Origin of the sequence: Pseudomonas sp. CCI4.2, assembly GCF_034350045.1 — a bacterium.
GTDB lineage: Bacteria > Pseudomonadota > Gammaproteobacteria > Pseudomonadales > Pseudomonadaceae > Aquipseudomonas.
The window spans coordinates 2,229,730-2,247,025 of record NZ_CP133781.1; the positions used below are offsets into that span (position 1 = coordinate 2,229,730).

At 55.3% G+C, this 17,296-nt stretch carries 17 protein-coding genes, 4 tRNA genes and 1 pseudogene; 9 read left to right on the plus strand and 13 right to left on the minus strand.

The genetic code is table 11. The annotated features are described in order from the left end of the window. Positions 1-20: 20 nt before the first annotated feature. The 4 genes from RHM65_RS10070 to RHM65_RS10085 are packed head-to-tail and all read right to left on the minus strand — an operon-like array spanning position 21 to position 2,465. Positions 21-587, minus strand: coding sequence for a pilus assembly PilX family protein (locus RHM65_RS10070; RefSeq protein WP_322166115.1), 567 nt, complete (start codon positions 585-587; stop codon positions 21-23). Next, a complete protein-coding gene (locus RHM65_RS10075) occupies positions 584-1,384 on the minus strand; it encodes a PilW family protein (protein WP_322184861.1) in 801 nt (266 codons plus the stop codon). Before RHM65_RS10075 ends, RHM65_RS10070 begins: the two co-directional genes overlap by 4 nt. After that, the gene (gene pilV, locus RHM65_RS10080) at positions 1,384-1,920 is read right to left on the minus strand and encodes a type IV pilus modification protein PilV (RefSeq protein ID WP_322184863.1); all 537 of its coding nucleotides are present in this window, start codon (positions 1,918-1,920) and stop codon (positions 1,384-1,386) included. Before pilV ends, RHM65_RS10075 begins: the two co-directional genes overlap by 1 nt. After that, positions 1,911-2,465 (minus strand): GspH/FimT family pseudopilin, encoded by a 555-nt coding sequence (locus RHM65_RS10085; RefSeq protein ID WP_322166112.1) that lies wholly within the window; start codon positions 2,463-2,465, stop codon positions 1,911-1,913. The genes pilV and RHM65_RS10085 overlap by 10 nt, the downstream gene beginning before the upstream one ends. A gap of 258 nt (positions 2,466-2,723) precedes the next feature. On the opposite strand from RHM65_RS10085, the gene thiO reads away from it, so the two are divergent. Continuing rightward, positions 2,724-3,830, plus strand: a complete 1,107-nt coding sequence (gene thiO / locus RHM65_RS10090) for a glycine oxidase ThiO (protein ID WP_322184867.1) — start codon at positions 2,724-2,726, stop codon at positions 3,828-3,830. Positions 3,831-3,892: 62 nt separating this feature from the next. Here the strand turns inward: thiO and RHM65_RS10095 are convergent. The 6 genes and pseudogenes from RHM65_RS10095 to RHM65_RS10120 form a co-directional block, all read right to left on the minus strand. Continuing rightward, positions 3,893-4,322 (minus strand): annotated as a pseudogene (locus tag RHM65_RS10095) (hypothetical protein). Then, entirely contained in the window at positions 4,315-4,899 is a 585-nt protein-coding gene (locus RHM65_RS10100; protein WP_416195126.1) for a transcriptional regulator, read from the minus strand. The pseudogene RHM65_RS10095 and the gene RHM65_RS10100 overlap by 8 nt, the downstream one beginning before the upstream one ends. 142 nt (positions 4,900-5,041) lie before the next feature. Further along, positions 5,042-6,385, minus strand: coding sequence for a sigma-54 dependent transcriptional regulator (locus RHM65_RS10105; protein WP_322166110.1), 1,344 nt, complete (start codon positions 6,383-6,385; stop codon positions 5,042-5,044). A 2-nt stretch (positions 6,386-6,387) separates the two neighbouring features. Beyond that, positions 6,388-7,980, minus strand: coding sequence for a sensor histidine kinase (locus RHM65_RS10110; protein ID WP_322166109.1), 1,593 nt, complete (start codon positions 7,978-7,980; stop codon positions 6,388-6,390). After that, positions 7,970-8,209, minus strand: a complete 240-nt coding sequence (locus tag RHM65_RS10115; protein ID WP_322166108.1) for a PP0621 family protein — start codon at positions 8,207-8,209, stop codon at positions 7,970-7,972. The genes RHM65_RS10110 and RHM65_RS10115 overlap by 11 nt, the downstream gene beginning before the upstream one ends. 116 nt (positions 8,210-8,325) lie before the next feature. After that, entirely contained in the window at positions 8,326-9,342 is a 1,017-nt protein-coding gene (locus RHM65_RS10120) for an outer membrane protein assembly factor BamD (RefSeq protein ID WP_322166105.1), read from the minus strand. Positions 9,343-9,493: 151 nt separating this feature from the next. On the opposite strand from RHM65_RS10120, the gene rluD reads away from it, so the two are divergent. From rluD to RHM65_RS10155, 7 genes are all read left to right on the plus strand, one after another. After that, the gene (gene rluD, locus RHM65_RS10125; RefSeq protein ID WP_322166104.1) at positions 9,494-10,456 is read left to right on the plus strand and encodes a 23S rRNA pseudouridine(1911/1915/1917) synthase RluD; all 963 of its coding nucleotides are present in this window, start codon (positions 9,494-9,496) and stop codon (positions 10,454-10,456) included. 8 nt (positions 10,457-10,464) lie between these two features. Next, entirely contained in the window at positions 10,465-11,190 is a 726-nt protein-coding gene (gene pgeF / locus RHM65_RS10130) for a peptidoglycan editing factor PgeF (RefSeq protein WP_322166103.1), read from the plus strand. A 259-nt stretch (positions 11,191-11,449) separates the two neighbouring features. Then, positions 11,450-14,014, plus strand: coding sequence for an ATP-dependent chaperone ClpB (gene clpB / locus RHM65_RS10135; RefSeq protein WP_322166102.1), 2,565 nt, complete (start codon positions 11,450-11,452; stop codon positions 14,012-14,014). Positions 14,015-14,303: 289 nt separating this feature from the next. Continuing rightward, positions 14,304-14,379: transfer RNA gene (locus tag RHM65_RS10140), tRNA-Asn, on the plus strand. 23 nt (positions 14,380-14,402) lie between these two features. Beyond that, positions 14,403-14,479, plus strand: a tRNA-Pro gene (locus RHM65_RS10145). 5 nt (positions 14,480-14,484) lie between these two features. After that, positions 14,485-14,560: transfer RNA gene (locus tag RHM65_RS10150), tRNA-Lys, on the plus strand. A 97-nt stretch (positions 14,561-14,657) separates the two neighbouring features. Next, positions 14,658-14,734 (plus strand) — tRNA-Pro (locus RHM65_RS10155). Between the two features lie 307 nt (positions 14,735-15,041). Here RHM65_RS10155 and RHM65_RS10160 read toward each other — a convergent pair. The 3 genes from RHM65_RS10160 to RHM65_RS10170 are packed head-to-tail and all read right to left on the minus strand — an operon-like array spanning position 15,042 to position 16,387. Next, complete coding sequence (locus RHM65_RS10160; RefSeq protein WP_322166101.1) at positions 15,042-15,215, minus strand: DUF3094 family protein; 174 nt, start codon at positions 15,213-15,215, stop codon at positions 15,042-15,044. A 36-nt stretch (positions 15,216-15,251) separates the two neighbouring features. Then, positions 15,252-15,761 carry an MOSC domain-containing protein gene (locus tag RHM65_RS10165; protein ID WP_322166100.1) on the minus strand — a complete coding sequence of 170 codons (510 nt, stop codon included), beginning with the start codon at positions 15,759-15,761 and terminating at the stop codon, positions 15,252-15,254. Further along, positions 15,758-16,387 (minus strand): DUF1780 domain-containing protein, encoded by a 630-nt coding sequence (locus RHM65_RS10170; protein WP_322166099.1) that lies wholly within the window; start codon positions 16,385-16,387, stop codon positions 15,758-15,760. Before RHM65_RS10170 ends, RHM65_RS10165 begins: the two co-directional genes overlap by 4 nt. A 199-nt stretch (positions 16,388-16,586) precedes the next feature. Here RHM65_RS10170 and RHM65_RS10175 point away from each other — a divergent pair, with 199 nt between their 5' ends. After that, a complete protein-coding gene (locus RHM65_RS10175; RefSeq protein ID WP_322166098.1) occupies positions 16,587-17,285 on the plus strand; it encodes an energy-coupling factor ABC transporter permease in 699 nt (232 codons plus the stop codon). Positions 17,286-17,296: the final 11 nt, after the last annotated feature.

Genomic DNA, 17,296 nt, shown 5'->3' on the forward strand with positions numbered 1-17,296 from the left:
TATCCAGTATTGGCATCTACTTAGGGGTAATAACGGGCGATCACTGTACGCAAGATGACGCGTTGAGTCGTGGTATCACTGGTGCACAATACGGTAGACGCGCATGCATTGACTTCGTAGTACCAAGCGCCACACCCTTTGATTGCACAGCTATTCTGGCTTTTGCCGTCCAACATTCCAAGTTGTACGACGTACCATTGAATTTTCGTATTGTATGCCGTCGCGGCGGTGGCCATGTTTGTAGCGTTAGCCGCTACGAATTGGCTAGGTGTATCGACGCTGGAAGTTGCCGTAAGCTCAGACTGCACCCACGGTAGGCAGGTTGTTGTCGTGCAGGTTTTAACCGATGTGGGGGCTACGGTCGTGCCGATACTTAGCTCTCCCATGCGTAGACCCGCTTCCGCTGCGCTCCTCAGGGTCTTTTGCTGTTTTAGATTGGCCGTGATGCGAGACTCAAGCGATACTCCGCGCATGCTGGAAATGGCCAAAACAGTAATGATCAGCAGAAATATAATGGCAACTACCAACGTTATACCCGCCTGTTGGCGCGCCATGGGGAAATGGGTCGAGCGCAAGGACACGTTCATTGCATCTGATTCCTGATCATGATGGTGTCCTGCACGATCTGGTAAATCTTGGTGTTATCGGCAATGGTCCCGCTAAAACGAGTATTCCAGTCTGACAGGGCTTTGGGTACATCAGTGGTGTCCCGAATGCTTGATGAGCCGCTCTGCATAAGGGCGGCATAGCGGACCGCACCTATCGTCTGAGCGTTACTGGGGCTGGGGCCAAAGACGGTCACTGTCTTAGAGCTGTCCTTGCCAATGCCATTGCTGGAACCGTAATCGAAGCGGAGATCGGCCACCCCCGTCACCATTTGTTGAGTGATGCCCCCTGTCGTGCACGTTATCGAGTTTGTTGTGGTATCCAGCGCGATTTGCTCAACAATCACAGGATTGGCTTGCATGTAGGGTGTCACGATGGCGCCTAGGTTTGTGCTCGATAGCGGCGTACCTTGACAGGTCACGTCGGCTTTATTGCTGGCCTCATACTGAATACACAGCGCTGTGGCTGAAATGGCGACCACGGAGACGCCCGCAGGGAAATTGCAGCCTGAAACCGAGGTGTTAGTGATTTGCGCGGTCGGCAGACTTCGATAGCCCGCTTTCGACAGTTCCTGTCCCAGCACAGCAAGTGCGAAGTGACCATTTTCCCCATTGCCAAGCTGGCTCTGCTGAAACAGATAACTTTTCTGATTGGTGATAAAAATTTGGGTAATACCCAGGATTAAGAAACAGCCAATGGTCATGGCAACCATCAGCTCAATCAACGAAACGCCCCGCTGATAAGGGTAAATATTATTTTTTTTAGGATTTAAATTCATCACCGCCGCGTCCTGATTTTGTATGTACAGGTCGTACTGCTGTTTGAGGGGTCCATACAATCACCCGCCGTTTTGACGGTCCATGAGAGTTGTATCTCTATTTCGCTCCCCGTACCGCAACTTGACGCGGTTACATCGCCTGGCGTTGCACTGTTACAGACGTAAAAACCAGTTTTCAATAGCGCGCTAGCGCCCGGTAGGGCATTGCCCGCTTGAACTGCCCAGCAGCCGACTTGATCATTAAAACTGATGGGCGTAGGGATACAGGCAGAGGGGACGGTTGGAAACGAAGCACCTGGTAACTTCTGACAACTACCGATGGTGCCGCAATTCGGGTTGCTCCTGATCAGCTCCAGCAAATCATCTGCGAGCATGATGGCAGTATTTCGCTGCGCGGAATCCTGAGTGTAAGGAATCGCTTTGCTTTGCAGGCCTACCATGCCTAATACACCCACAACGATGACGAGCAGGCTGACCAGCACCTCAATCATGCTGAACCCTGAGGATTTAGTGGGAATGCCTGTTATCAATTGCACTCTCCCGTTGCTGGCAGTGTTGTAGACGGAACACTGATACGGCCGCTCCCGAGCACGCCAACATACTGGGTTTTAATCGACGTGTCCCCGGTATAAGTGAAGGTGAAGCAAGTAGCCGGCGAGGCGCTGCCGGTGGGCGAGAAGACGATACTGCCTATCGGAGTAGTGATTGCCACCCCTGTTTGAAGGCCGCCCGTGCCAATCTCTCTGAGTACAGTGCCCTGATTGGTAAGGATCACTTTGATGTCGCCATTCCAAGCGGAGTTACTAGAGCCCGCCGCCAACATCGTGATCCCCGTACCGCGTGTCGCTGCTTCTGCGCGCGAATACTGCAGCAGGTCGTAAAACTCATTGGCTGTGGTGGTCACGTTGTTTTTGTGGATCAGGCTGCTGAAGCTGGGGATTGCGAGCGCCGCAAATATTCCGACGATGACCACGACAATCACTAACTCAATCAAGGTGAACCCACAGCTACCCTGGTGTAAACATGGACTATGAAGGCCACGATGCGCCTTTGACTGCCTGACGCGAGAGCCGAAATCCATTACGAAAATTCCATTTTTGCCGTTGGAAATATCGTGATACTACTCAACTTTAAAGTCGTTATCTAATAGATGTCCGGGCTTTTCGGCAGACCAGTGGCACTTTGATGCTTTTCGCTGAGTAACGTTGTCGCACCCTACTACGACAGGGTCGAAAAAACCGCCACAGTCTGCGACGATAACTGACTGTGTAAATGACGATCCCGGCGTTTTTAACACCCAGTACTGACGCCGTTTCTCTTTCCTTTTTGCGTTGAGTCCATGATGTCCAAGCAACAGGTAGTCATTGTCGGCGGTGGTGTGATCGGTCTGTTGACCGCATTCAATCTGGCCGCAGACGTAGAAAGCGTGGTCCTGCTGGACCGTTCCGATGTCGGGCAGGAATCGTCTTGGGCGGGGGGCGGAATTGTTTCGCCGCTTTATCCGTGGCGCTACAGTTCGGCGGTGACAGCGCTGGCGCATTGGTCGCAGGATTTTTACCCGCAGTTGGCGGCGCACTTGTTTGAGACCACGGGCGTTGACCCCGAGGTTCACACCACCGGTCTCTACTGGCTCGATCTGGACGACGAAAAAGAAGCGTTGGAATGGGCTGCGAGTGCAAATCGGCCGTTGAGTGCGGTAGATATTTCTACGGTGTATGAAGCGGTTCCGGTCATGGGCCGCGGGTATTCCAGTGCGATTTACATGGCTGACGTTGCCAATGTGCGCAACCCACGCTTGGTGAAATCGCTACGGGCGGCTCTGTTAGCGTTGCCCAATGTCACCCTTCATGAGCACTGTGAAGTCAGCGGTTTTATCCGTGATGGCGACACCGTTCTTGGCGTCAGCACCGCCTCTGGCGACATACTCGGTGACCGAGTGGTGTTGGCGGCCGGCGCGTGGAGCGGAGAATTGTTGAAAACGCTAGGCCTTGCGCTGCCTGTCGAGCCGGTCAAGGGCCAAATGATTTTGTACAAATGCGCGGCGGACTTCCTCCCGAGGATGATTCTCGCCAAAGGCCGCTACGCGATTCCGCGCCGTGATGGCCACATCCTGGTCGGCAGCACCCTGGAGCATGAAGGCTTCGACAAGACTCCAACCAGCACCGCACTTGAAAGCCTCAAAGCGTCCGCCGAGGAACTGATCCCGGCGCTGGCCGGTGCCGAAGTGGTTGGGCATTGGGCAGGGCTGCGGCCGGCGTCGCCCGAAGGCATTCCGTTTATTGGCCCGGTGCCGGGATTTGCTGGCTTGTGGTTGAACTGCGGGCACTACCGAAATGGCTTGGTGCTGGCGCCGGCTTCTTGCCGCTTGTTAACTGATTTGCTGGCGGGCAGGGCGCCCATTATTGATGCGGCGCCGTATGCACCGCAGGGTCGGCTTTTGGGGTGACTGAGTGCCCTCTTCGATTTGTCGCGAGCACCGGTTTTATTGCGAGGTTTTAAGCTGTGGGTCTAGCTGGCTTGACTCACAGCGTGGTCCACCCGCTCCAATAAAGCGTCAGTTGCCCTAAGCAATTCTGCGAGCAAAGGTTCATCAACTGCCATGTACCCTTCGTATTCGGCTAAGTTTCGCCGATCATGGCACAGGGCAAAAAGTCGGGTCTGACCTTTGTCCAGTTCTAACGTGTGCACAAGGCATTGAAAAACCAAATAGCGGCGATCTGATCTGTAACCGCAAAGTCGAAGGGCTGTTAGGGCCTACGCGTGCGCTGCGTTGTAGGCAAGATCAAAGCGGCTCGCGAACGACAGCGTAGAATTATGCGCATCTTTCAATCGGTCTGCGGCGGAGCTGAGCAGCCCCCGCGCATTCTCTTTGGTCCTTCGGTTCTGCTTTTAAGCCGCCGCTACGAACCAAATTTCCCAAACTGTCTTCATTACCCATCCTTAGGCTCCTTTGGATTGCTTCCTATGATATTTATTTTTTCTTGTTGCTCAACGCGCAAAACGAAGCTGTTGGAGGATTCAAGCTTGGTTTGCCAATCAGCAAGGGTGTAAAGCGTGGGGTTGATGGTCCTTCCGGTTTGTTCTTCCAGTGGTATCAACAGCTCCATGACATCGCCGTATTGCAATGATTCGCCAATCAGCATTAGGTCTATGTCACTCGTGGATCTTTCATTGCCTTTCGCGATAGATCCGTAAATGAATGCCCATCTCAGTTGGTCCGCAATGGGTGATAAGGCCAAGCGTATCAATCCAGCAATCCCGAACGTTTTACGAACGATACCCATTAGCTCTGAATAGATCGGGCAATCCGGGTTGGCTTGATAGTGGACCTGATTTCCCTGCCTGCGAATGAAAAGAATTCCCGCGCCGTGCAAGCGAGACAGTTCGCGAACCAAGCTACCCTTGCCAACGCTCGCCCAACGAACAATTTCATTAGTGAAGAAACTTTCGTCAGGCTTGCCATATAGCAACCCCAGCACTTTTTGCTGTGTTGTCGTGAACAGCGCATCACCCAATGAAGTAGAAATAATGAAGGCCTCTTCAGTCCCTAAATAGGGACGATAGGTCCCTTTTAGGGACTTATCAATAGGTGATGTTTAATTTCCATAATTTAAGACAGAGATCTGTGATCAGCTGCGGCCTATGGCGGGACTGGGCCTAATCATCCAACCCCAACTTCTTCAACCGATACCTTAACGAGCGAAACGTAAGGTTCAGGCGTTGCGCGGCGGCAGTGCGGTTCCAGCGGGTTTCTTCCAAGGCTTGCAGGATCAGCGTGCGTTCGATGCTTTCCAGATAGTCTTCCAGGTCGTTGATGTCGGCCAAGTGGTGTTCGCCGGGACCGCTGATGCTGGGAGTGTCTATGAGGCGCAAGTCGCTGGCTTCGATCCGGTCGTTATCGCACAGGGTGTAGGCACGCTCTAGCATGTTCTCAAGTTCGCGCACGTTGCCCGGAAAGCGATAGCTTTTCAGGGTTTCCAGCGCTTGGGCGTTGAGCGTGGCAGCAGGCTGGCCCGACCCTTCAGCCAATCGCCGGAGAATGCTGTCAGTCAGTTGCACGATGTCTTCCCGGCGTTCGCGTAACGAAGGCACGCGCAATTCTATGACGTTCAGTCGGTAGTACAAATCCTGACGGAAACGGCCGGCTGCAACTTCGGCATTCAGGTCTTTATGGGTAGCGCATAGGATGCGCACATCGACGACCAGTTCTTGCTGGCCGCCCACGCTGCGCACGGCTTTTTCCTGGATTGCCCGCAGCAGTTTGACTTGCATTGCCAAAGGTAAATCCGCCACTTCATCAAGGAACAGCGTCCCGCCGTTGGCCGCTTGGAAGAGCCCTGGTTTGTCTTCAGTCGCGCCGGTAAAGCTGCCTTTGCGATGGCCGAAAAACTCGCTTTCCATCAGCTCAGATGGAATTGCCCCGCAGTTGACCGGCACAAATGGATGGTCGATCCTCGGGCCTTGTTCGTGAATCAGGCGCGCCACCAGTTCTTTGCCGCTGCCCGATTCGCCACTGATATAAATGGGCGCCTGACTGCGGGCCAATTTACTGACCTGTTTGCGTAGCGCCCGCATCGGCGGCGAATCGCCCAGCAGGCGGCTGTCGAACGTGTTCTCGGTCCCGCTGGGGGTGTGCATGCGCAACGCGCTAGCCACTAACTCGCGAAGGCGAGTGAGGTCCACCGGTTTGGTCAGGAAGTCGAAGGCCCCGGCTTTCAGCGCATTGATCGCTGTATCAAGGCTGCCGTAGGCGGTGATCATGGCCACTGGCACTTGCGGATAACGCTGCTGGATGTGCTGCACCAGTTCCAGGCCATTGCCATCGGGCAGTCGCATATCGGTCAGGCATAAATCAAAAGGTTCGCGCTGCAACCAGTCCCGGGCTTCTTTAACGTTGCGCGCGCTGCGGGTGTCGAGCTTCATCCGTCCGAGGGTGATTTCCAACAGTTCACGGATGTCCGGTTCATCGTCGACGATCAGGATTTTTTGCTGTGGGCTCATGGTCAGCTCAACTTCAGCGGATGGGCAAAGGTTATGCGAAAACAGCTGCCGCCGCCTTCCCGAGGTCTGTAATCCAGATGCGCCTGATTGCTTTCGCACAACTCACGGGAAATATAAAGGCCCAAGCCGGTGCCTTTGGTTTCCGTGGTAAAGAACGGTTCGAAAATTTTTGGCAGTTGCTCGTCCGCCACGCCAGGGCCGTTATCGAGTATTTCGAGCACCGGTAAGTCGCTGAGCGGATCGTGAAACAAATGAAGCCAGACCTGCGCCAGATCGTGGTTCTGAGCACTGTAGCGCAAGCCGTTCTGCAGCAGATTGACCAACACTTGGGTCAATTGTTCGGGGTCCATCCGTGTACTCAGCGTGCCGGTTCCGATGTCGACGTGCAGCAGTTGATTGGCAAGCGCTGAGGCGCGGACCTCGTCGACAAAGTTTTCCAGCCAGCTCTTGAGATCAAGTAGCTGAGGGTCGGCTTGACGTCGACGAGACAGCTGCAGGACGTTTTCGATGACTTGATCCATGCGCCGCGTTTGGTCATGGATGATCTGGCTCAGTCGACGGTCTGGCGTAGTCAATTCCTCTGATTCTTTTAGCAACTGGGCCGCGTGACTAATTGCGCCCAGCGGGTTACGAATTTCGTGGGCAATACCGGCCGTCAGGCGCCCCAGTGCGGCCAGTTTAAGTTGTTGGGCCTGTTGGGAGATCAACGATAAGTCTTCTAGGAACACCAATGTTTGCCGGTGCTCGCCATGGTTTAAGGCGATAAAACTTGGTTGCAGCAGCGGGCCCGCAACGGACGTCTCGACGCTGTGCGGACGTAACATGGGGTTGATCAACCATTGCCGTAAACGATCCACCAATTGGGGCGAGTAAGCGTCAATGGTTTTGCCGATCAACTGCTCATTACCCATCAGCGTCAATGCCCCTTGGTTGGCCAGGAGCACTAGGCGCCGGGCGTCGAGCACCAGAATGCCGGTACGCATACGTTGCAAGATCAGCGCATTGAGCTCTTCCAGGTTGTCGACATCCGCTGCACGCGCGTTGGCCAAAGTTTCGCTTAGGTCCAGACGTCGAGTAAGCATTTGCACCAATAACGCTGCCGCAAAACTCAACGCACCGAGCATGCTTGCCTGAAAGTAGTGATTGAAGGCTGAAGGTCGGTTGAAGCTGAGGTAGAAGGTCAGGTAGATAATGCCGATGGCGGCAGCGGCGGCAATCAGCAAGCCTATGCGCCCGCGCAACAGCACGTTGCTGATGGCCACCGAGGCGATCAGCAAGTTGCCCATCCCGCTGGGAGCACCGCCGCCGGCATAGAACAGCGCGGACAGCATCACGATATCGGCCATCGCCAGGGCAAAAATCTGTGCGGCGTGTTCCGGTCTGTTCAGGAAGACGCCGGCCAAAATGTTGACGATCAGGTAAACCCAGCAGCCCGATCTGAAGAGGTCTACGTTGACCAACTCCAGCAGGTCGTTGTCGAGGTTGCTGGAGATCAACAGGATTAACGTGATGCCGATGGCCAGGCGATAAAGATGATAAAGCCTTAGGATGCGCTGGCCTTGGGTGCCGTTTAGTGGAAGTACTTCAGCGGGCACGGGAACCTGGGCCCTGTTCGAGATGGGCCTGGCTGCAATACCAATGGTCTTGCTGGTTAAGCGCCCGGTCACGTGGCAAATGAACGCCGCAGTGATCGCATTTAACCATGGGCGCCGCGACGCCCTCGGGTGGAGGGGCGCTTTTGCGTGGCGCCGAGCGTTTGCCCAGGCGTTTGAAATAGTAAACCGCCACCGCGATTAAAATGACCCACAACAGTAAGCGAACCATGACTACCAGCTTTCTGAATAAAGATTCGCAGTGTAGCCAAGGAGATGACGGGCGCACAGCACAGAAATCGCGAATAAAAAAAGAGGCCCGCGGGCCTCTTTTTCACTGCGACGGAATCAGTCGAATACGCCGAAGGTCATGTAGCTGAACCACGAGCGGTCGCTGTTGTTGCCTTGCGCTTGATGCTGTTCTTCTTCTACCTGATCCTGATTGTCTGGGAGCAGGTCTTTGGGAATTGCATCTTTAGCATCTTGGTATTGCTTGATCACGTCTTGGTTGGCGCGAGTTTCACCCGGCGGCAGCGGCGCACTGTTTTCGATCAAGCCCAAAGTCGCCTTGGACAGCCACGAGCGGTTGTCCGCGTCGGAGACTTGCGGCACGAACTGGCCGTCAACCAGACTGGGATGGTTGGGGTAATTCAGCTTGAGGACCTCCAGGCTGGTAGCTGCCAGTTCGTCCAGGTGCATGCGCTGATAAGACTCGACCATCACTGCCAGGCCATCGCCAACAGCCGGCGTCTCCTGGAAGTTTTCCACCACGTAGCGCCCACGGTTGGCAGCTGCGACGTAGGCCTGACGGGTCAGGTAGTAGTCGGCAACGTGAATTTCGTAAGCCGCCAGCAGGTTGCGCAAATAAATCATGCGCTGCTTGGCGTCAGGCGAATAACGGCTGTTGGGGTAGCGAGCGGTCAACTGCGCGAACTCGTTATAAGAGTCGCGAGCAGCGCCAGGGTCACGTTTGGTCATGTCCAACGGCAGGAACCGAGCCAGCAGGCCGACGTCCTGGTCGAATGAAGTCAGACCTTTGAGGTAATAGGCGTAGTCGACGTTGGGGTGTTGCGGGTGCAAACGGATAAAGCGCTCAGCCGCAGACTTCGCAGCCTCGGGCTCACCGTTTTTATAGTTGGCGTAAATCAACTCGAGCTGTGCCTGGTCGGCATAGCGTCCGAACGGATACCGCGACTCCAACGCTTTTAGCTTGTTGGTTGCGCTTGAGTAACTACTGTTGTCCAGGTCGGCCTGCGCCAGCTGGTACAGCTCGACTTCGCTCAGGTTTTCGTCGATGACTTCTTTCGACGAACAGGCGGCGGTGAGTGCGAGGATGGCGATCAGCAGCAGGTGTTTCACTTGCATGGCGGCTAGCGTCCCTATGACGGCCCGCTGTCTTGGGCGTGGCCGTCCTGTTATGATTGGCGCCCCGCGGAAACCCCCGGGGCAAAAGACGCCGTATTTAACCACAAGCGCGCAGCCGAAACCAAAGGCTACGCCGCCTCCTAGTCTGGCCATGTCCGAGAATATAGAACTTAGCGCAGAGGTACCGTCCGAAATGGGTGGTCAACGCCTCGATCAAGTCGCCGCACAATTATTCGCTGAGCACTCGCGCTCGCGCCTTTCCGCCTGGATAAAAGACGGCCGCCTGACTGTGGACGGGGCCGTTATACGTCCGCGTGACATCGTGCATGGCGGTGCTGTTCTGCATCTGACCGCAGAGCAGGAAGCCCAAGGTGAATGGGTGGCGCAGGATATCGAGCTCGATATCGTCTACGAGGACGATCAAATCATGGTGATCAACAAACCTTCAGGTTTGGTGGTTCACCCGGCGGCCGGTCATGCCGATGGCACGCTGCTTAATGCTCTACTGCACCACTTTCCAGACATCGTCAACGTGCCGCGCGCCGGTATCGTGCACCGTCTGGACAAAGACACCACCGGTTTGATGGTGGTTGCCAAGACTATTCAGGCGCAGACCCAGCTTGTCACGCAGCTGCAAAGCCGCACGGTCAGCCGGATTTACGAATGCATCGTCATCGGTGTCGTTACCGCCGGCGGCAAGATCGACGCGCCGATTGGTCGTCACGGTCAGCAGCGTCAACGCATGGCGGTCATGGAAGGTGGCAAGCAGGCGGTAAGTCACTACCGTGTACTTGAGCGTTTCCGCTCCCACACCCATGTGCGGGTCAAGCTGGAAACCGGCCGTACTCACCAGATTCGCGTTCATATGGCACACGTGAACTTCCCGTTGGTCGGAGATCCGGCCTACGGTGGTCGCTTCCGTATTCCACCTGCGGCCAGCGTGACCATGGTCGAATCGTTGAAACATTTTCCGCGTCAGGCGCTTCACGCGCGTTTCCTAGAGCTGGATCATCCGACCACCGGTAAGCGCATGAAGTGGGAATCGCCACTTCCAGACGATTTTGTCTGGCTACTGACGTTGTTGAAGCAGGATCGTGAGGCCTTCATCGGGTGAAAGAGTTCGTGACGGAGTGGTTGATACCTGACTGGCCTGCGCCAGCGAATATCAAATCCTGCGTCACAACCCGTGCGGGCGGTGTCAGTCTGGCGCCGTTCGACAGCTTCAACCTTGGTGATCATGTTGACGACGATCCTGACGCGGTGGCTGCCAATCGTTTTCGTTTGAAGTCTCACTTGGGTATTCAGCCGGCCTGGCTGAGCCAAGTCCACGGTGTCGAGGTCGTTCATGCGGACCCGCGCCGGGTGATCGCCGCTGACGCCAGTTGGACCGACACCCCTCATGTTGCCTGCACCATCATGACGGCCGACTGTTTGCCGGTGCTGTTTTGCGACCGTTCCGGAACCCGTGTGGCTGCTGCGCATGGCGGATGGCGGGGTTTGGCGGCGGGCATTTTGGAAGCGACGGTTGTCCAGATGGCGGTACCTGCCAGCGAAATCATCGTATGGCTGGGCCCGGCAATTGGCCCCCAGGCTTTTGAAGTCGGGCCGGAAGTGCGGGAGGCGTTCATTAGTACGCACCCTGAAACCCTCGACGCTTTTTTACCCAGCGTGAACGACGGTCGCTTCATGGCCGATATTTACGCCTTGGCGCGCCTGCGTTTGGCCGCGTGCGGAGTGATAGCGGTTTACGGCGGTGGTTTCTGTACGGTCAACGACCCACGCTTCTATTCCTTCCGCCGCAGCGCTCGAGCCGGTCGGTTTGCCTCATTGGTGTGGATTGATCTGTAATTGTCGGCACCACCTTCTTTAGGGGCCAACTTGTTGGCGAGGCGCCTGAGCGGAAACAAGCAATAAGACTTTTCGCCAACACGTTGGCTCCTACAGATTAGTAACGCCTGAGCGGCTACGCTCACTCCACTTAATAGCTGACCTGCATCAATCAAACTGCGCTTGAATACTGCAAAATCGACCACATCTTATGGGCTATCTGGCAGGTTTTCTTTATAGGTGTGTCCATCGCTCCGGCCTGCTCAAAGGAAGGTGACTAATGCGTATAGACCGATTAACCAGCAAATTGCAGTTGGCGTTATCTGATTCCCAATCGTTGGCGGTGGGCCTGGACCATCCAGCCATCGAGCCCGCACATTTAATGCAAGCGCTGCTTGAACAGCAAGGCGGCACCCTCAAGCCGCTGCTGATGCAAGTTGGCTTCGACGTTAATAGTTTCCGTAAAGAGTTGAGCAAAGAACTCGACCATCTGCCAAAAATCCAAAACCCAACGGGCGACGTCAATATGTCGCAGGATTTGGCGCGCCTGTTCAATCAGGCTGATCGGTTGGCTCAGCAGAAGGGCGATCAGTTCATTTCCAGTGAGCTGGTGTTGCTGGCAGCGATGGAAGACAACAGCAAGCTCGGCAAACTGTTGCTTGGCCAGGGCGTCAGCAAAAAGGCGCTTGAGAACGCTATCAGCAACCTGCGTGGCGGCGAGGCAGTGAATGACTCCAATGTTGAGGAGTCGCGTCAGGCGTTAGACAAATACACGGTTGACCTGACCAAGCGTGCTGAAGAAGGCAAACTTGACCCGGTGATCGGACGTGACGACGAGATTCGTCGGACCATTCAGGTGCTGCAACGTCGTACCAAGAACAACCCGGTGCTGATTGGTGAGCCAGGGGTGGGTAAGACCGCCATTGTTGAAGGACTGGCTCAGCGCATCATTAACGGCGAAGTGCCGGACGGCCTCAAGGGCAAGCGTGTGTTGTCGTTAGACATGGGCGCGCTGATCGCCGGTGCCAAGTTCCGTGGCGAGTTCGAAGAGCGTTTAAAGGCATTGCTTAACGAGCTGTCGAAACAGGAAGGTCAAATCATCCTGTTCATTGATGAGCTGCACACCATGGTCGGTGCCGGTAAAGGCGAAGGCGCGATGGATGCGGGCAACATGCTCAAGCCTGCCTTGGCGCGCGGTGAACTGCACTGTGTCGGCGCGACCACGCTCAATGAGTACCGCCAATATATAGAGAAGGATGCAGCCCTCGAACGGCGCTTCCAGAAAGTCCTGGTAGAAGAGCCGAGCGAAGAAGACACCATCGCCATTCTGCGTGGCTTGAAAGAACGCTACGAGGTCCACCATAAAGTTGCGATTACCGACGGCGCGATCATTGCGGCGGCCAAACTGAGCCATCGCTATATCACTGACCGGCAGTTGCCGGATAAAGCCATTGACCTCATCGACGAAGCCGCCAGCCGTATTCGCATGGAAATCGATTCCAAGCCGGAAGTGCTCGATCGTCTGGAGCGGCGTCTGATTCAACTGAAGGTTGAATCCCAGGCGCTAAGAAAAGAAGACGATGAGGCGGCGATCAAGCGTCTTGAAAAGCTTCAGGAAGAAATCAATCGGCTTGAGCGTGAGTACGCTGACCTAGAAGAAATCTGGACCGCTGAAAAAGCTGAGGTCCAAGGTTCTGCGCAGATCCAGCAGAAAATCGAACAGTCGCGTCAGGAGTTGGAAGCCGCGCGTCGTCGAGGTGATTTGAATCGCATGGCTGAATTGCAGTACGGGATCATCCCGGACCTGGAGCGCAGCCTGCAAATGGTCGATCAGCACGGCAAAAGCGAAAACCAATTGCTGCGCAGTAAGGTTACCGAAGAAGAGATTGCCGAGGTCGTGTCCAAATGGACCGGTATTCCGGTGTCGAAAATGCTCGAAGGCGAGCGCGACAAGTTGTTGAAGATGGAAAGCTTGCTGCACCAGCGCGTTATCGGTCAGGACGAAGCGGTGATCGCGGTCTCCAACGCGGTACGTCGATCCCGTGCCGGACTTTCCGACCCGGATCGCCCGAGCGGCTCGTTCATGTTCCTCGGCCCAACGGGTGTAGGTAAGACGGAGCTGTGTAAAGCGCTGGCAGAATTCTTGTTCGACACCGAAGAGGCCATGGTGCGCATCGACATGTCCGAGTTTATGGAGAAACACTCCGTTGCTCGACTGATCGGCGCACCTCCAGGGTATGTGGGTTATGAAGAGGGCGGCTACCTGACCGAAGCCGTTCGCCGTAAGCCGTATTCAGTGATCCTGCTGGATGAAGTCGAGAAGGCCCACCCTGATGTGTTCAACGTGTTGCTGCAGGTGCTTGAAGACGGTCGCTTGACTGACAGCCATGGTAGGACTGTGGATTTCCGCAACACCGTGATCGTGATGACCTCGAACTTGGGCTCGGCACAGATCCAAGACTTGGTAGGTGACCGCGAGGCGCAACATGCCGCCGTGATGGATGCCGTCAGTTCGCACTTCCGCCCGGAGTTTGTGAACCGTATCGATGAAGTCGTGGTGTTCGAGCCGTTGGCGCGTGATCAGATTGCCGGAATTGCCAATATTCAGTTGGGTCGCCTGCGTGGGCGCCTGGCTGAGCGCGAACTGAAGCTGGAGTTGAGCGACGAAGCGTTAGATAAGTTGATCGCGGTGGGCTACGACCCGGTGTATGGCGCACGGCCTCTTAAACGTGCGATACAGCGCTGGATCGAAAACCCGTTGGCGCAGCTGATTCTGTCCGGTCGCTTCCTGCCCGGCGCTAGCGTGACCGGCACGGTGGTCAACGACGAGATTGTTTTCGGCTGATCGGATCACGGTTCAGCTCTCTATAAGCTAAGGCCCTCTCGATGAGGGCCTTTTTTCTACGTAAAGCTTTTTAGGGTAAGAAACCGCGATTTTGAGCGATCTCACCGTTGAGTGGAAAAAAACGCAAATCATTGTCTTAAATGCAGTTTTAAGGGTTGACAGTCTTTTTTAAAATTGTAGAATAGCGCGCCTCAGAGATGCTAACGCAGCGATGCGAAAGGGTCAAAAAGGCTGAAATTAGTAGTTAATTCAGCGATGTAGTTGTAAAGTTGCGTCTGAAATCGATAGTTCCGCGATAGCTCAGTTGGTAGAGCAAATGACTGTTAATCATTGGGTCCCTGGTTCGAGTCCAGGTCGTGGAGCCACTTAATTCTAGATGTAGCCATATCGGGGTATAGCGCAGTCCGGTAGCGCGCCTGCTTTGGGAGCAGGATGTCAGGAGTTCGAATCCCCTTACCCCGACCATTTTTGGGTCGTTAGCTCAGTTGGTAGAGCAGTTGGCTTTTAACCAATTGGTCGTAGGTTCGAATCCCACACGACCCACCATTTTCTGCCGGGTGTACCGGGCTGAATCTTAGGGAGTGATGCCAAAAGCATCACCCAATTAAAAGGCGCCTTTTTACGGGGTGCCTTTTTGTATCACCGGGGTATAGCGCAGTCCGGTAGCGCGCCTGCTTTGGGAGCAGGATGTCAGGAGTTCGAATCCCCTTACCCCGACCATTTTCTACTCATGTTGTTATGGGTTTGAAGATACAGGCCAGATGCTCCGCGCATCGAAGCCAAATGAAAAAAGCGTCCTTCGGGACGCTTTTTTTATGCCTGAAATAAACGAATCCGTGGGATCAAACGTGTTCGCGAAGCGGCATGCCTGAGACACCGCTTTGTTTTTTTCCCGAATGAATTCGGTCCCACTGATAACCGCGCTCACAAATCCGTGGGACCGAATTTATTCGGGAAGCTTTGCATCTGTTTCATCACATTGACCGCCTCGCCAACACGTTGGCTCTACAACGGCTCGTGCAAGCCTTCAGAGCGCCATGTAACTCAACAAGCGGCTCAGCAGGCCCAAACCAACCGTGACCGCCACTACCACGATAAGAAGCAGCCACGGCCGGAAAGGCTTGCGCTCGACTCGGTGTTGGGACGTTTGCAGGTATTCTTCGACACGTTGTTGGTCATCAGGGTTTAGGCGGCTGGTCATGTGAGCCTCATTGGATAATGAAACGCGCGGGTAAAGTCAGGTGTGGATGAATTCCAGTGGTTCAACGCTGAGTGTATCGTCCAGGCGGATGATTCCGCTTTGTAGCACCCGCGCCGTAATTCCGCCATGGCCGCGTACAGCTTGAAAGGTGCCGTGGCCAAGTCGATGCTCAAGCCGAGCGCAAGGTTGGCACCATCCCGTGGTTTCCAGAATCGCCTGGCCGACCTTGAAGCGTCGGCCCTTGAGACTGAACAGGTTGATGCCACTGATCACCAAGTTGCGCCGTAGGTCTTGCGGCACGATGGGATTGTCGTCGGCGCGGCTCAGCAACGAACTGACCACGGCCAGGTGCTCCCATTGAATTAACGTCACTTGCCGCGCGTTACGCGGGCCAGGCCGTGAGTGATCACCGGTCAGCCCAGCTTCGCGGCGCGCCTCCACGGCGTCCAGCACGGTCATATCGAGGCGCGACTCAGGTCGCACGCCAATCCAGCGCACACGGCCCTGTTGAGGCACGTCGGCAAGCAGTTCCTGCAAGGGACTCATAGGCTGATGCCCACATCAAAGACCACGCTGCGACCGAGGTTAGTTCGCAAGAAATCCGGTGCGTCGGGATGCGCAAACAACACACGAGCGAACGTCGGCCCGACCAATGACAATGAGCGCCAGCCTTGGCGCAGGTATTCAGTCGGGGGTGGGAAGTGGCTGTTCAAGTCCAGCACTTCACGCTTGAGGCTGGCAAACGCAATGATGTCCAACTCCCCGAGGTCTAGCCCGCGTTCGCGGTAGTTGTGGGCTTTTTTGCGTAACGTCGGCGCCAGACGCTGCAGTAATTCTGGCGCGGAGATGCGTTTAGGTTTCGCTTCACGGCGCACCAGTTGGCTCAACGAAAAGGCGCTGCGCCGCCGTTGTAACTCTTCACGCCATTCATCGTTCAAGCGTCGACCTTCATCAAGCACAAAAAACACCTCAAAACTGGCATCGCGAAACAACACGTCGGGTGGCTCTTGCCCTGCTGGGGTGAAGTCTTCGTTGCGGTGCGCAATGTTCAGGCCTTGCAACAACCGCTGACAAACCCAGCGCTCACGCTCCCACTTGCGCGCATTGGAAAGAAATGCGTTGGCTTGTTCGGCCTGAATCGTGAGCAGGCGTAAGTAGTCTGAGTCATCCATAGGCCAAGCTTAGCGTTCAAAGTGTGATGACTGGAAGGAAGAATGAGGAGGTGTAGACTTTGGAGCATGATTTAGCGCCGACCGGCTAAGTGCGATCTTGGCGCGCGGCGTGGTAACGAATTTCTCCTCGATACAACGAAACTGAAAACATGGAGATCTAAGTGAACATTGACATCGTTTTCCTGCCCGGTATCGCACCATGATCAGTGCTCAAGTGCTCTCCCCAGAAACCATGACCGTTGGTTGGTTGCTCTATGTGCCGGTGGTGCTGTGGGCAATATGGCGCACGCCTTGGGTCGAGTTGTTCACCGATAACCGCCGGCAACATTTGTTTTACGGCACGGTGTTCGCGCTGTTTTTGCTATGGCTAGTGCGTCGGGATTTCGACACCGGCGTGTCGTATCACTTTATCGGCATGACCGCCGTCACCCTGCTGCTGGATTGGCCGCTGGCGGTTGTCGGTGGGCTGCTGGCGCAATTGGGGCTGTTGCTGCTCGGGCGGCAGGACCTTGGCGCATTGGGCGTGAATGGTCTGTTGCTGATCGTCCTGCCGGTGTTAGTGACCGAAGCGTGCGCCCTGCTGGTAGAGCGCGCACGGCCAAAAAATCCCTTCGTGTACATCTACTGCTCAGGTTTTTTAGCCGCAGCGATATCTGCTTTGCTGTGCCTGCTGCTGGGGTTGGTCGTGCTGTGGTTCGACGGGTTGTTTGCGATGCCGTTTTGGCTAGAGGACTTTGTCGGGTACTTGTGGCTGATCATTTTCCCCGAGGCCTTCATCAACGGTATGGTGGTCAGCGCGTTGGTGGTGTTTTGCCCTGAATGGCTTGAGACATTCAACCGTACCCGGTACTTGTCTGCGCCGTGGAACGAGGAGGGGCCGTCCAAGGGCGACCGCTGATCGTTGCAAAC